We start from the raw sequence: 13,849 nt of genomic DNA, 5'->3' as shown, positions 1-13,849 counted from the left end.
CTGGCGACAAGATCGCACACGCTCAGAACCGTAGTTCGCGGACGGCGTCGAGGTCGATGCCGTGCCGTGCGTAGATCTTGATCGTGTTCTCGCCGGTGAGGTCGGCTTCGGCGTAGCCGAGCAGTTCGGCGATCCGGATCACTTCGTCCTTGGTCGCGGCTTCGATCTCCAGGTACGGCGGAATCCCTGGCCAGGTGTCGACCTCGAGCTGTGCGCCGTCGAGCGCGAAGCTGATCCGCTTGTTCTCCTGGTAGGACTTCGCGGTGAACCCCAGCATCTCGAGCAGCGCGTTGGTGGCGGTGAAGTCGTCGACGCTCACTTCCACTTCGTGAGTGCCGTCGATGGCGTCGCTGGTGATCTGCTTGACGGCGAGCGTGGTCCCATTTCCATTGTCACGCAGCCTGATCCATTTCGACGCATCACCCGGCGTGATGTCATAGACGTAGCGGCGCATGAACCGCTCACCGAGCCGTCGCCCGCCCTTGTCCACGATGTGCTGTTCGATGGTGCCGGGGTTGATATCGAGGATCTTGGCTTCGTGCTCGATTGGCACTACTTGCTCCTTTCAAGTTGTGACGAACTCGCCTGGCATCGGGTTTCGGTTTTCGCCAACGGCTGGTGTACAGCCCGGGACGCGACGGAAGCCTGTCTGTGAGCGCCCGCCGACGACCACCTATCGCCCTCGTAGCCACGACATCGACATTCTGGCTCTATACAGCACGGGTCGAACGCAGTTCCTGGCCCAGGGCGCCAACAGCTTCGTTCGTCATCCATTTCGTAGTCATCTCGCGATGGAGGCAGCGAATGAATCCGGTCGATCTGGATCCTGGCGTCGCTACCGCGACCCGCAATGCCTCCGATGCTCGCTGGCATGCGGCTTCGGGTTCACCGATACCCGCCAATGCGCAGGCCGATTCTGTGACGTACCAAGTAGCCCATTCGGATCCCAGGATCTCGGGATCGAAGCCCGCCGATCCACGATCGAGCGACACGACGGCCTTGTCCCACTGCCGAGCCAGGCGATAGGCCAAGCCACGCTGCATTTCGATGAACGAGTCGGAGTAGAAGTACTGAGAATCCGGTCGACTCGGGTCCCCCCGTTACCTTTTTCGTGGGTCCCGAGATCGGGCCCACGGTCGCCAGTCCCGGTATGACTTCTTCCCCCTGTCTTTCTCATGATCCGGGGGGTGGTGTCGCCGGGTGCTGGTGGCGTCGACGGACCGCTGATGGGGACAGGGCCGAGAGCAGGTCTCTTCGTAACGTGGGTGCCGGGCGTTGACGCCAGATCGGGCGACCGTTCCGGTTTCGACGCGACGAGGAACTCACGAAGTGGCACAGGCATATGCCGTGTTCTGCGGCGTTGATGTGGGAAAAGGCGAACACCACGCTGTCGGTCTCGATGTGACTGGCAAGCGGTTGTTCGACAAGGCGTTGCCGAACGACGAGTCACGGCTACGAGCGTTATTCGACCAGCTCGCCGCCCACGGCCCGCTGCTGATCGTGGTCGACCAGCCCAACACCATCGGCGCACTACCGGTCACCGTCGCCCGCGCCTGCGGCCACGACGTGGCCTACCTGCCCGGCCTGTCGATGCGCCGCATCGCCGACCTCTATCCGGGCCAGGCGAAGACCGATGCCCGTGACGCGCACATCATCGCCGACGCCGCCCGCACCATGCCGCACACGCTGCGCCGGGTCGACACCGGCGACGAAACACTCACCGAACTCGGCGTCCTGGTCGGCTTCGACGACGACCTGGCGGAAGAAGCCACTCGCACCAGCAACCGCATCCGTGGCCTGCTGACCAGCATCCACCCCGGGCTCGAACGCGTGTTGGGGCCTCGAATCTCACATCCTGCGGTTCTGGAGATCTTGTCTCGGTGCGGCGGCCCGGCAGGGATCCGAGCTGCGGGCAAACGCAAACTCACCACGATCGCCACCAAGTACGCCCCGCGCATGGGTGCACGCCTGGTCGAGGAGGTCCTGGCCGCCCTGCCCGCACAGACCGTCACCGTTCCCGGCGCGAAGGCCGCCGAGGTCGTGCTGCCGAAACTCGCCGACTCGCTCAAAACGGTCCTGCTGCAACGACAAAGCATCGCCGCTGACATCGAGAGGATGCTCGATGACCACCCTCTTTCCAAGGTCCTGACCTCGATGCCGGGCGTCGGAGTCAGGACCGGCGCCCGCATCCTGCTCGAGGTTGGCGACGGCTCGGCCTTCGCTTCGGCCGGCCACCTCGCCTCCTACGCAGGAATCGCCCCCGTCACTCACCGATCCGGCAGCTCCATCCGCGGCGAATCACCAGCTCGATCAGGCAACCACAAACTCAAACGCGCCCTGTTCCTGTCCGCCTTCGCCGCCCTGCACGACCCGGCAAGCCGCACCTACTACGACCGGAAGCGCGGCGAGGGCAAGAAACACAACGCCGCCCTCATCTGCCTGGCCCGACGCCGCTGCGATGTCCTCTACGCCATGCTCAAAACAAAACAGCCCTACCGAAATCCGCTGGTCCCAGCATCGACGTGATGCCACGATCACGTGACATCACGTCATGACGACCCGTGCTGAGAGGACGCCGCATGATCGCGGATCTCCGCATCCGTTTCGCTGTCGACGATGAGGTGCTCTCGCGGCTGCACACCGACGCATTCGGCGGTGACCACGTGCCGAGCCCTTGGAAGGCACGCCTGGAACGGCACAGCAGATCGTGGGTCGGTGCGTTCGTCGGCGATCAGCTTGTCGGGTTCGTGCACGCAGTCTGGGACGGGGGTCGGCATGCGTTCCTCCTCGACACGATGGTCGCCCCCGACTTCCAGTATCAGCGCATCGGAACCAGCCTGGTCGCGGCTCTTCTCAGCGACCTTCGCGAACTCGGTATCGAGTGGCTCCACGTCGACTACGAACCACACCTCAACAGCTTCTATCGCGACACCTGCGGGTTCCGAACCACCGACGCCGGCCTACTACGACTGAACTGACACCGAACGCCACGACGGCGCAACCAACCACGACCGATCCAGCTTGACCAACACCATAGGGACACCCCCCCGCACTATCAACTCCGCCGCCTCATCCAGTTTGGCTTCCATCGCACTGAGATCACCTTCGATCGCGTGTCCACGGCCCTCCTGCTGGAGTGCCAGCGCAAGGACAGTAGAACTCAGTGCATCGCCATCACGCTGCGCGGCTCGAGATAGGCCGATCATCGGACCGACCTCACCTGCCGTCCATGCGACATGACCTCGCATGGACAGCGCAGTGGCGATCATGTCTCGGTTACCGCTCTCGGTGGCCAGTTCGAGCGCGACGCGATAATGCTGGACCGCGGCAGCATGATGTCCGAGATTCGCATGGAGCCAACCTGTGAATTGCTGCCATCCAGCGGCTACGTCGACCATGGCGGCACGGTCCGACTTCCGGGCCTCGGCGGCGAGCGCTGACGCGACCCGTGTTCGACGTACTGCCAGCGGCAGAACGAGTTCGGACCCGATCCGATCCTCCAACCGTGGTTTCCGACAGCAGCCTTCCAAGTTCCGCAGCCAGCCCGCGATCGATGTAGCGCCGTTCCGCCATGGCAGACGACTCACGCGAATGCAACAGGGTTGACTGCTCATCGGCGTCTACCGGGGCGATCAGACTTTCATAGATGATCGCGAGCGCTCCGTCGGATTCGAGAACCCGATCAAGCTTCCGAACAATATCCAGCGGAGGTTTGCGGCGGCCATTTTCCAGACGCGACAACGCACCAGGGTCGTAACTGAGGCTGCGCGCCAGCTCTCTGACCGACAGACCCGCCTGCGATCGCCGCCGCCGCAGTTCGGCTCCGAACGCTTCCCAATTCTGCATCCAGCCCCCTCTCATCACGCCCCTGAGCAGCGTTGCGACGCTGCCGAACCATTCGGCAACACCTTGGCCACAGTGCAACGCCAGCGCGAATCCCGTAGTCGCAGGACGCTTCTGGTAGCCCCGCCGCCGGGTTGATCCGACCTCCATCGGTATCCCCGGCAGCGGGTGCTCACCACTGAAGCGCGATCAGGAAGCAGGGGTTCGGGACCGGGCTCTGGCCACGAGGTTGGCCGCACGAAGCTCCCGACCACCGCCTGAGCGTGGCCGAAGCCCACGCCATCATGCAGCGCCACAGGGGGTGCCGCATACAGGACTGCCCGCGCAAGGCAGCAGCACGGCAAACACTGATCGAGGCGGGCCGCATGAGACCGGACACCGCACGTGAGTACTGAACGGCGCTAGGACCTTCGAAGAGGAAAAGACTCTGGTCCTCTTGGGAGGACCGGAGCCGACTTCAGGGAGCGAAGCGGGACGGGGTCCGTGGTGGAACTGGCCCTCGATGCAGGTGTGCCGGTGGATGTGGTGTGGCCCGACGGCGCGGCCAGGGGATGACGGGACAGCCGGTCATCTCGGGGCGGGCAAGCCCTTCGCGCCGACGGGCGACAGGAACTCCACGCGAGAGGAGGCGACGTACTTCTCCCGCTGGCTCAGGAAGTGCCGGGTGTGTGGCTGCCGCTCGTGCTCCCGGAATGCCTCGCGGTCGCGGTACACCTCGTAGAACACCCGCGCCAAGGGCTCTCCCTCGACGGAATGCGTGGCATACACCAGCGTTCTAGGTTCGAATTGAGTGACCGCCCCAACGGTCTCGGCTACCAACTGGTCGAACTCGGCAGCCTTCTCGCCATCCTGCAGGTCGAACCTCACCACGAGCGCGAACATAGCCCTCCTCGGCACCGGTATACGGTCACCGTACAGGGCGGTGGCAGCCGCACGCTCCAACACCGGCGTCGCGTCGGCTCGCCGCCCGCTGGTACAACCGAGCAATTCGACGGCGAACAGGTGCAGGCGGCCGCGAATCGCTGAGGACGATCAAGGCGTATCGGTCTGGTCGGTCAAACCGAAGGCGATGACCCGTTGGGGATGGATGCGGATCATTTCGCGGGAGACGCCGGAGATGTAGGGCTCGACGTCGGTGAGCGCTTCGGCGGAGCCGCGGATCTCCAAGCAGCGGACGCGCCAGGGTTGGACCGAGGCGACGTCGTCGACCACGAAGGCGACGCGGTCGTTGGTGGCGAGGTTACGGAATTTCCATGAGGCGCCCATGTTCCAGCCCGCGATGTCGATGGTGCCCAGCTCGGGGTTGTAGCGAAAGCCGACCGGGTTGTTCTGGGGGGTGCCGTCGGGCCGGACGGTGGCCAGACGGCCCAGCCGCTGGGTGTGCAGGTAGTCGATCTGTTCGGGTGTCAAGGTCGCGGTCATGCGCCGACCGTAAAACCTCTACCTGACTCGAGGTCAACCCAGCTTCTTCTTCTGCACCTTGCCCATGGCATTGCGCGGCAGTGCGTCGACCATCCGGATCTCGCGCGGGCGCTTGTGCACCGAGAGTTCTCCGGCCACGTGGTCGATCAGTTCGCGTTCGGACGCGTTGCCGCGCAGCACGACGAAGGCGGTGATGCGCTGGCCCAGGTCGTCGTCGGGCAGGCCGACCACGGCGACCTCCGCGACGGCGGGGTGACCGAGCAGCACCGTCTCGACCTCCCCCGCCCCGACCCGGTAGCCACCGGACTTGATCAGGTCCACCGATTCCCGGCCGACGATGCGGTGGAAGCCGTCGGCGGCGATGGCGGCGACGTCACCGGTCCGGAACCAGCCGTCCTCGGTCCAGCTCTGCGCGGTCGCCTCCGGGCGGTTCAGGTAGCCGTCGAAGAGCATGGGCCCGCTGACCTCGAGGCCGCCGATGCTCTCGCCGTCGTGCGGGACGGGGGCGCCGGACTCGTCCCGGATCCGGGTGCGCACGCCGCGTACCGGCGTGCCGACCCAGCCGGGCCTGCGCTCGCCGTCGGCCCGGGTGGACAGCGTGATCATGGTTTCGCTCATGCCGTAGCGCTCGACCGGCGCGTGCCCGGTCAGCTCGCGCAGTCGTTCGAACACCGGTACGGGCAGCGGCGCGCTGCCGGAGACCAGAAGCCGCGCGTCGGCCAATTGCCTCGCCGAGTCGGGGTCGTCGACCACTCGCGACCACACGGTCGGCACGCCGAAGTACAGCGAACCCTTCGCGGCCGCGTAGGCCTGCGGCGTCGGCTTGCCGGTGTGGACGAGCGGACTGCCCACGCGCAGCGGGCCGAGCACGCCGAGGATCAGTCCGTGCACGTGGAACAGTGGAAGCCCGTGCACCAGAGTGTCCCCGGCGGTCCATGCCCATGCCTCGGCGAGGGCGTCCAGGCCTGCGGCGATCGCGCCCCGACTGAGCACCACGCCCTTGGGCAGGCCGGTAGTTCCGGAGGTGTAGAGCACGAAAGCCGTCGTGGCCGGGTCCGGTTCGGGGTAGGTGTGCCATGACCTCGCGTGCCGCCGCACCGGCACCACGGGCAGGTCGGCGTCCTCCGGCGCCGTACCCAGCCATGCCTGCGCGCCCGAGTCGGCCAGGATGTGCGCCCGTTCCGCGGTCCCGGAGTCCGGGGGCACCGGCACCACCGTGACGCCCGCGATGAGGCAGCCCACCACCGCGAGCACGGTCTGGACGGTCGGCTCGGCCAGCACCGCCACCCGCTCCGCGCGCGCGACGCGTTCGGCCACCGAAGTGGCCGCGCCCAGCAGGTCGCTGCGAGACAGGGTGGTGCCGTCGATGCTGACGGCGTCGGGGATGTCCGCTCCGCCTGCGACGGCGAGCGGGTTGAGGGAACTGAGCAGCAGCGGCGGACCGAACGGCATTCGACCACGCTACTTCGCCGGGCTCGGGCGGCCTCGCGGTGTCCCGCGCCGACGAGCCGTCGATGTGATGGTTGACACTCCTGCTGACGCGGTGAGAAAGTTGTTGCACAGCCTTCTCAGTACTGCGAGGTCGATGATGACCAAGCCACTTCGCGCACCGCATCGCCACGACTCGCCGGACTCCTTCGACGTCGGGCAATATCTCGACGGCATAGCCGGCCTCTTCGGCGGCGTCGCGAACGTCATCATGCAGTTGAGTACTCCACCGGTCGGCTATGGCGTCCTGGAGAGCAGGGTCGACAGCGGGAATGTGATGTTGCATCCGATCAAACGGCTGCGCACCACGCTGACCTACCTGTCCGTGGCGATGCTCGGCACCGACGAGGAACGCGCGGCCTACCGCGAGGCGGTCAACGTAGCGCATCGCCAAGTCCACTCGACGGCCTCCAGCCCGATGCACTACAACGCCTTCGATCCCACGCTGCAACTGTGGGTCGCGGCCTGCCTGCACTGGGGAGCCCTGGATCTGTACGAGCGCATGCACGGCCCGATGGACGAGGCGACCGCCGACGCCTTCTACCGCCTGGGCGCCCGGCTGGGCACCACCCTCCAGATGCCCGAAGCGATGTGGCCCGTCGACCGGCGCGCCTTCGACGCGTACTGGGCCGCGAATCTCGCCAAGACCAGCATCGACCCGGCGGTCCGCGCCTATTTCGACGACCTCATCGAGCTGCGCATGCTGCCGCGACCGGCACAGTTGGCGTTCGGGCGGCTGCATCGCTTCTTCGTGACCGGCCTGCTGCCGCAGCACCTGCGCGACGAGATGGGCATGACCTGGACCGACCTCGACGAGCGCGTGCTCGGCCACATCCTGCGCGCCGTCGGGGCCACGCAGTCCCGCCTCCCGCGACCGATCCGCGCGTTCCCGCTGAACGCCTACCTGCTGGATATGCGCGTCCGGCGTCGTCTCGGCCTGCGTCTCGTGTGAGAGGCCGACTCCGCGCGTTGTCGAATCCGACTCGAGCGGCCGCGGCGGACGGGAACGAGCGCAACGGACCCGTTTCATTCGAGCAATCGCAGGGCAACCGAATCACGTACGCCCCATCGTGCGTACGCGGCGCTGTCCCGATCGACGGTCCGATGCCGTGCCGCAGCGAGCCAGGAGGAGAAGATGGGCTTTCGAATGATGGCGACCGCGCTGCTCGCCGGAGCGTTCCTCGCACTCTCCGCGCCGGTCGCCTGTGCCGAGAACGGCGAAAGCGAAGTGGCCGCAGTGCCGCCCCGCACCGCGATCTCCATTCGGACGGTGCTCGGCCCCGGCTGGGGCACGGCGAACGAACACGAGTCACGCTCGAGCCTGTCACTGGCCAAGCTTTTCATGGCCGACTACGCCCTGCGCCACGGCGACGGCTCGCCCGAGGACCGCGTCCTAGCCGAGCAAATGATCCGCTATTCCGATGACGGCGCGGCGACCACGATGGAGGCCAAGTACCCCCAGGCCGTCGCCGCCATCGCCGCCGAATACGGCCTCACCGCGACGGTCCCCGGCCCCAACTGGGGCGCGGGGGCGACCAGCGTCGCTGACGTCTCCGACTTCCTCGCCGCCAAACTGCGCACCGACCCCGGATCGCCGATCTTCGAATGGATGGCCGCCGCGGGTTCGACCGCGCTCGACGGCACCGAGCAGGATTGGGGCACCGCCCGCTTGCCGTTCGTACTCGGCACCAAATGGGGTTGGTCGGACTTCGGCGAGCCGGAAGTCGCCTCGGCGTCCTACGGTCCCGGTTTCGCGGTGACCGCGCACACCCGTGGCACCGCGGCCGAGCAGACCGCCGACGTGATGGCCGCCCTCACGGCGATGATCACCGGAGCCCCGCGGCAGCGCTGAGCCCGCTAAGGCACCCGGAACGACACCACCACGTGGTCGCGCGCGAACTGCCGGATCGACGCGTCGTCGCCGAGCGGGATGACGGTCTGCGGGGTCAGCGCCAGTGAGAGCGCGGTGCGGGCGATCATCTCGGCCAAGGGCTCCGGATCGTATTGCGGCAGCTTGCCTTCGCGCTGCAAGCGGGTGATGAACTCGGCGAGGTAATCACGGCCGAGCTCGATAACCGGGGCACCCTGCGTGGTGAGATAGGGCAGCACGAGCTCGGGTTCGGTGGCCAGCAGCCGGTGGATCAGCTGATTGCCGCGCAGTCCGTTGATGAACGCCGCGAACAGTTCGATGATCTGCTCCTCGGCGCTCGCGTCCCGGTCGACCTGGCGCTGGAGCGCGGCGTCGACCTCCTCGATGAACTCGCGGGTCTGCCGCAGCCCGACGGCCTTGATCAGATCGGTCTTGCTCGCGAAGCGGCGATAGAGGGTGGCCAGGGACAATCCGCCGCGCCGCGCGACCTCGACCATGCTGGTGCGCTTGATACCGAAGTCCAGGAACGCCAGCAGCGCCGCGTCCAGGACCCGCGTCTGGTTGCGATCCTCCGGGGCGGCGCTGCGCACGAGCGGCAGCAGTCTGGTCAGCCTGGCCATGCTTCAACCCCTATCCGCGACAGCGAAACGATGACGCTTTCAGCATTGCATATCGTCACAGACCCTCACGCTGATTGACAGCTCTTCGAGTCGATGAGAAAGTTGATGAATAATCTTCTCATCGCTTGATTCTCTGGATCGGGCGGAAACGAAAGACGAGGTCGATGATGACCGCCCCGCTGCGCACCGCCGAGCACGAGCCGGACCCGAGCCGGCCTCTCACACCGGAGACGGTCGGCGAGTACGTCGACGGCATCGCCGCATTCCTCGGCGGCGCCGCCAACGTCATCATGCAGCTGAGCCTGCGCCCGGTCGGGCGCGGTGTCCTGGAAAGCACCGTCGACAGCGGCAAGGTCACCCTGCACCCGATCAAACGGTTACGCACCACGCTGACCTATATCGCCGTCGCGCTGCTCGGATCGGATGCCGAACGCGACGCATACCGCGAGGCGGTCAACGGATCGCACCGTTCGGTGCGCTCCACCCCGGCGAGCCCGGTGAAGTACAACGCCTTCGACCCGAACCTGCAGCTGTGGGTCGCCGCCTGCCTCTACTGGGGCATCGATGATCTCTACACCCGGATGCACGGCCCGATGGACGCCGCCACCGCGGACGCCTTCTACAGCTACGCCGCGCGGCTGGGCACCACCTTGCAGATGCGGCCGGAGATGTGGCCGGCGAATCGCGCGGAATTCCAGCGGTACTGGAACGAGAACTTGAAGCAGCGCGGCATCGAGCCGGAGTTGCGGGACTACTTCAACGGTCTGATCGACCTGAAGATGATGCCGCGACCTGTGCGGGTCGCCTTCGCCGGGCTGCAGCGGTTCATCGTCACCGGCCTGCTCCCGCAGCACCTGCGCGAGGAGATGGGCATGACCTGGACCGACCGCGACCAGCGCCGCGTAGACCGGCTGCTGCGGACGATCGGGGCGGTGCATCGGCGACTGCCCCGATCGGCACGGATGTTCCCGCTCAACGCCTACCTGTTCGATCTGCGCAGGCGGTTGCGGCGGGGAAAGCCGCTGGTGTAGAGCTACCTACCCTACTCACCCCGCATGTGCGGGTAGCGGTGGTCCACGGGCGGTACGAAGGTCTCCTTGATCGTCCGCGGCGCGACCCAGCGCAGCAGGTTCAACGGTGAACCGGCCTTGTCGTCGGTGCCGGAGGCGCGCGCCCCGCCGAAGGGCTGCTGACCGACCACCGCGCCGGTGGGCTTGTCGTTGACGTAGAAGTTGCCGGCCGCGAACCGCAGTGCGGCGTCGGCTTGTTCGACCGCGTACCGGTCCTGCGCGAACACCGCGCCGGTCAGCGCATAGGGCGCCGCCGACTCGACTTCGGCGAGAATCGCGCTGTAGGCGCCGGGCTCGGCGTCGTCGTAGACGTACACCGACAGGATCGGCCCGAAGTATTCGGTGGCGAACGATTCGTCGTGCGGGTTGTCCACCAGCAACACGGTCGGCCGCACAAACCAGCCTTCGCTGTCGTCGTAGGCGCCACCGACCGGGATGGTGACGCCCGCGTCCACCGCGCGCCGGATAGCCGCCACGTTCTTGTCGAACGCGCGCCGATCGATGAGCGCGCCACCGAAATTCGACAGATCCGCGACGTCGCCGTAGCTGAGCTCCCCGGTCTCGTGCAGGAACTCATCTCCCATCGCGCGCCAGACCGACCGCGCGATGTAGGCGCGCGAAGCCGCCGAACACTTCTGGCCCTGATACTCGTAGGCCCCGCGAATCAGGGCGGTGCGCAGCGCGTCCGGATCGGCCGAGGAGTGCGCGACGATGAAGTCCTTGCCGCCCGTTTCACCGACCAGGCGCGGATAGCCGTGATAACGCGCGATATTCGCGCCGACCTGCTGCCACAGGTACTGGAAGGTCTTGGTGGAACCGGTGAAATGGATACCGGCCAGCCGCGGATCGGCCAGCGCCACCTCCGACAGCTGCACTCCATCGCCGGTGACCAGATTGATCACGCCGGGCGGCAAGCCCGCCGCCTCGAGCAGCCGCATGGTGTGGAACGCCGACAACGTCTGCGTCGGCGACGGCTTCCACACCACCGTGTTGCCCATCAGCGCGGGCGCGGTCGGCAGATTCCCGGCGATCGCGGTGAAGTTGAACGGCGTGATGGCGTAGACGAACCCTTCCAGCGGCCGGTAGTCCATCCGGTTCCACACCCCCGCGCTGGACTGGGGCTGTTGCTCCAGGATCTCCCGGGCGAAGGCGACGTTGAACCGCCAGAAGTCGACCAGTTCGCACGGCGCGTCGATCTCCGCCTGCTGGACCGACTTCGACTGCCCGAGCATGGTGGCCGCCGCGACCGTCTCCCGCCACGGACCGGCCAGCAGGTCGGCGGCGCGCAACAGCACCGCGGCGCGTTCCTCGAACGGCATGGCCCGCCAACCCGGTGCGGCCGCGATCGCGGCGTCGATGGCGCCGTGCGCTTCCGAATGTGTGATGTCGGTGTAGGTCCCCAGCACCTGGCGATGCCGATGCGGTGCGACGATGTCGTGCCGCGCACCGATGCCGGGACGATGTTTGCCGCCGATCACCAGCGGCACGTCGACGGGCTCGGCGGACAGCTCGGCAAGTCTGCCGAGCAGTAGCTCCCGTTCGGGACTTCCGGGCGCGTAGGTGCGCACCGGTTCGTTGCGGGGCGTGGGGACAACCGTGACAGCGTCCATACCTCAGGCTAGCCCTCCGGGCCGGGCGCGCGCGGACGCCGACACACCCGGATGGCCGTGGAATCGAGCAGCCCGTCGCCGGTGCCGTCGGCCCGCCCTATTCGAGGTGCCGCGCTCGTGCGAAACGTTCCCGGGGGTCAGCCCGCGGCCAGCCGCTCGGCCGCCGCAGCGATCCGCTCGTCCGTCGCGGTCAGCGCGATCCGTACGTGCTCGCTCGCGCCGGGACCGTAGAAGTCGCCGGGAGCGGCGAGGACGCCGCGGTCGGCCAGCCAGTCCAAAGTGGTCCGGCACGGCTCGCCGCGCGTCGACCACAGATACAGGCCCGCCTCGGAGTGATCGATCCGGAAACCGGCTCGCTCCAGCGCGTTTCGCAACACTTCGCGCCGGGCCCGGTACCGCTCACGCTGGCGCGCCTCGTGCGCGTCGTCGCTGAGGGCGGCCGTCATCGCGGCCTGGATCGGGAACGGCACCATCATGCCCGCGTGCTTGCGCACCTCGAGCAGCTCGGCGATCAGCTCCGGGTCACCCGCCACGAAACCGGCACGGTAGCTGGCCAGGTTGGAGGTCTTGGACAGCGAATGCACGGCCAGCAGGTTGGTGTGGTCGCCTTCGCACACCTCCGGGTCGAGCAAGGAGACAGCGCGACCCTCCCACGTCAATCCCAGGTAGCACTCGTCGGAGGCGACGATCGCGCCGCGCTCCCGTGCGAAGGCGACCACCTTGCGCAGATGATCGACGCCGAGTACCCGGCCGGTCGGGTTGGAGGGCGAGTTCACGTAGATCAGCGCGGGATTCTGCGGGCCGAGGCGGGTCAATCCGTCGGCGCGCAGCACCTGCGCGCCCGCCAGAAGTGCGCCGACCTCGTAAGTGGGATAGGCGACCTCGGGGATGACGACCAGGTCGCCCGAGCCGAGGCCGAGCAGCCGCGGCAAGCCCGCGATCAGCTCCTTGGTGCCGATCGCGGGCAGCACGGCCGCGGGTTCGAGTCCGGTGATCCCGTAGCGCCGCTTCAGCGCGTCGACCGCGGCCGCGCGGAGCTCGGGGGTGCCATGCGTGGTCGGGTATCCGGGGACCGCGGCGACGGAGTTCAGCGCCGTCCGGATCAGCGGGTCGACCGGGTCGACCGGAGTGCCGACGGACAGGTCGACTATTCCGCCGGGGTGAGCGGCCGCTCGCGCCTTCACCGAGGCGATGGTGTCCCAGGGAAAATCGGGCAGCAGACTGCTGACCCGGCCACGCGGTGACACGTCAGGGCTCACTCACTCGCCATCGGGGGCAGTTCCTTGATGAACGGCGGGTCGTAGTCGACCTTGCCGACCTTGGTGGCGCCGCCGGGCGAGCCCAGCTCGTCGAAGAAGTCGACGTTGGCGTTCACGTATCCGCCCCACTGGTCCGGGGTGTCGTCTTCGTAGAAGATCGCCTCCACCGGGCACACCGGCTCACATGCACCACAGTCCACGCATTCGTCGGGATGGATGTACAGCATGCGACCACCCTCGTAGATGCAGTCCACGGGGCATTCCTCGATGCATGCCTTGTCCTTCACGTCAACGCACGGTTCAGCGATGATGTACGGCACTGCCGCTCTCCTAGTCTGTCCTCGCCTGCGGGATAGTCCGCCCGGCGAAACCCTATCCCGGCACCCCACGTTACTACTGGTCAGCCTGCCCTAACTTCCGGTATCGCGCACGCCGCCGCGACGGCCGATTTCCACTCCGCCACCTGGCGTACGCGGTGGTCGCCACGTTGTACGAGGTCGTCCCGGAGCGTGGCGAGAGCCGGCCCGTCATTGCGCCGGTCACCCGATGCCCGCGGAGGACCGGAAACCCGATCGCACCGCGGGCCGGAAACTATCGTCGTCGCCGGTACCGGTCCTGGGGTGGCCCGCCGACATATCGGTGACTCGGGCGGCACCCAGACCTGAAC

At 67.2% G+C, this 13,849-nt stretch carries 14 protein-coding genes; 5 read left to right on the top strand and 9 right to left on the bottom strand.

Features of this window, described 5'->3' with window-relative positions:
- Positions 1–22: 22 nt before the first annotated feature.
- The gene (locus K8O92_14185; protein UAK34870.1) at positions 23–553 is read right to left on the bottom strand and encodes a CYTH domain-containing protein; all 531 of its coding nucleotides are present in this window, start codon (positions 551–553) and stop codon (positions 23–25) included.
- Between the two features lie 776 nt (positions 554–1,329).
- Between K8O92_14185 and K8O92_14180 the strand changes: the two genes are divergently transcribed.
- Positions 1,330–2,526, top strand: coding sequence for an IS110 family transposase (locus K8O92_14180; GenBank protein ID UAK34869.1), 1,197 nt, complete (start codon positions 1,330–1,332; stop codon positions 2,524–2,526).
- A 53-nt stretch (positions 2,527–2,579) separates the two neighbouring features.
- Positions 2,580–2,978 (top strand): GNAT family N-acetyltransferase, encoded by a 399-nt coding sequence (locus K8O92_14175; protein UAK34868.1) that lies wholly within the window; start codon positions 2,580–2,582, stop codon positions 2,976–2,978.
- A gap of 298 nt (positions 2,979–3,276) precedes the next feature.
- On the opposite strand, the gene K8O92_14170 is transcribed toward K8O92_14175, so the two are convergent.
- The 4 genes from K8O92_14170 to K8O92_14155 form a co-directional block, all read right to left on the bottom strand.
- Positions 3,277–3,993 (bottom strand): helix-turn-helix transcriptional regulator, encoded by a 717-nt coding sequence (locus tag K8O92_14170; protein ID UAK34867.1) that lies wholly within the window; start codon positions 3,991–3,993, stop codon positions 3,277–3,279.
- A 417-nt stretch (positions 3,994–4,410) separates the two neighbouring features.
- Positions 4,411–4,725: an antibiotic biosynthesis monooxygenase gene (locus K8O92_14165; GenBank protein UAK34866.1), complete on the bottom strand. Its 315-nt coding sequence runs from the start codon at positions 4,723–4,725 to the stop codon at positions 4,411–4,413.
- Between the two features lie 150 nt (positions 4,726–4,875).
- A complete protein-coding gene (locus K8O92_14160; protein ID UAK34865.1) occupies positions 4,876–5,265 on the bottom strand; it encodes a PPOX class F420-dependent oxidoreductase in 390 nt (129 codons plus the stop codon).
- Positions 5,266–5,298: 33 nt separating this feature from the next.
- Positions 5,299–6,717, bottom strand: a complete 1,419-nt coding sequence (locus tag K8O92_14155) for an acyl-CoA synthetase (protein UAK34864.1) — start codon at positions 6,715–6,717, stop codon at positions 5,299–5,301.
- A 136-nt stretch (positions 6,718–6,853) separates the two neighbouring features.
- Between K8O92_14155 and K8O92_14150 the strand changes: the two genes are divergently transcribed.
- Together K8O92_14150 and K8O92_14145 are read left to right on the top strand one after the other, a co-directional pair.
- On the top strand, positions 6,854–7,705 hold the full coding sequence (locus K8O92_14150; GenBank protein UAK35695.1) for an oxygenase MpaB family protein: 852 nt from the start codon (positions 6,854–6,856) through the stop codon (positions 7,703–7,705).
- 183 nt (positions 7,706–7,888) lie between these two features.
- Positions 7,889–8,605, top strand: coding sequence for a class A beta-lactamase-related serine hydrolase (locus K8O92_14145; protein ID UAK34863.1), 717 nt, complete (start codon positions 7,889–7,891; stop codon positions 8,603–8,605).
- Positions 8,606–8,610: 5 nt separating this feature from the next.
- On the opposite strand, the gene K8O92_14140 is transcribed toward K8O92_14145, so the two are convergent.
- On the bottom strand, positions 8,611–9,243 hold the full coding sequence (locus K8O92_14140) for a TetR/AcrR family transcriptional regulator (GenBank protein ID UAK34862.1): 633 nt from the start codon (positions 9,241–9,243) through the stop codon (positions 8,611–8,613).
- Between the two features lie 167 nt (positions 9,244–9,410).
- Between K8O92_14140 and K8O92_14135 the strand changes: the two genes are divergently transcribed.
- Positions 9,411–10,274, top strand: a complete 864-nt coding sequence (locus K8O92_14135) for an oxygenase MpaB family protein (protein UAK35694.1) — start codon at positions 9,411–9,413, stop codon at positions 10,272–10,274.
- An 11-nt stretch (positions 10,275–10,285) separates the two neighbouring features.
- On the opposite strand, the gene pruA is transcribed toward K8O92_14135, so the two are convergent.
- The 3 genes from pruA to K8O92_14120 form a co-directional block, all read right to left on the bottom strand.
- Positions 10,286–11,923 (bottom strand): L-glutamate gamma-semialdehyde dehydrogenase, encoded by a 1,638-nt coding sequence (gene pruA, locus K8O92_14130; GenBank protein UAK34861.1) that lies wholly within the window; start codon positions 11,921–11,923, stop codon positions 10,286–10,288.
- A gap of 137 nt (positions 11,924–12,060) precedes the next feature.
- A complete protein-coding gene (gene dapC / locus K8O92_14125; protein UAK35693.1) occupies positions 12,061–13,170 on the bottom strand; it encodes a succinyldiaminopimelate transaminase in 1,110 nt (369 codons plus the stop codon).
- 8 nt (positions 13,171–13,178) lie between these two features.
- Entirely contained in the window at positions 13,179–13,502 is a 324-nt protein-coding gene (locus K8O92_14120) for a ferredoxin family protein (protein ID UAK34860.1), read from the bottom strand.
- Positions 13,503–13,849 lie beyond the last annotated feature (347 nt).

This window comes from Nocardia asteroides (assembly GCA_019930625.1).
In the GTDB taxonomy this organism is placed as follows: domain Bacteria; phylum Actinomycetota; class Actinomycetes; order Mycobacteriales; family Mycobacteriaceae; genus Nocardia; species Nocardia sputi.
This window is presented reverse-complemented; position numbering and strand designations above follow the sequence as displayed.

Coding starts and splice junctions, on each gene's coding strand:
- K8O92_14165 (UAK34866.1), bottom strand. CDS start 4,725: ATGTTCGCGCTCGTGGTGAGGTTCGACCTGCAGGATGGCGAGAAGGCT.
- K8O92_14160 (UAK34865.1), bottom strand. CDS start 5,265: ATGACCGCGACCTTGACACCCGAACAGATCGACTACCTGCACACCCAG.
- pruA (UAK34861.1), bottom strand. CDS start 11,923: ATGGACGCTGTCACGGTTGTCCCCACGCCCCGCAACGAACCGGTGCGC.
- K8O92_14140 (UAK34862.1), bottom strand. CDS start 9,243: ATGGCCAGGCTGACCAGACTGCTGCCGCTCGTGCGCAGCGCCGCCCCG.
- K8O92_14135 (UAK35694.1), top strand. CDS start 9,411: ATGACCGCCCCGCTGCGCACCGCCGAGCACGAGCCGGACCCGAGCCGG.
- K8O92_14175 (UAK34868.1), top strand. CDS start 2,580: ATGATCGCGGATCTCCGCATCCGTTTCGCTGTCGACGATGAGGTGCTC.
- K8O92_14170 (UAK34867.1), bottom strand. CDS start 3,993: ATGGAGGTCGGATCAACCCGGCGGCGGGGCTACCAGAAGCGTCCTGCG.
- K8O92_14150 (UAK35695.1), top strand. CDS start 6,854: ATGACCAAGCCACTTCGCGCACCGCATCGCCACGACTCGCCGGACTCC.
- K8O92_14145 (UAK34863.1), top strand. CDS start 7,889: ATGGGCTTTCGAATGATGGCGACCGCGCTGCTCGCCGGAGCGTTCCTC.
- K8O92_14155 (UAK34864.1), bottom strand. CDS start 6,717: ATGCCGTTCGGTCCGCCGCTGCTGCTCAGTTCCCTCAACCCGCTCGCC.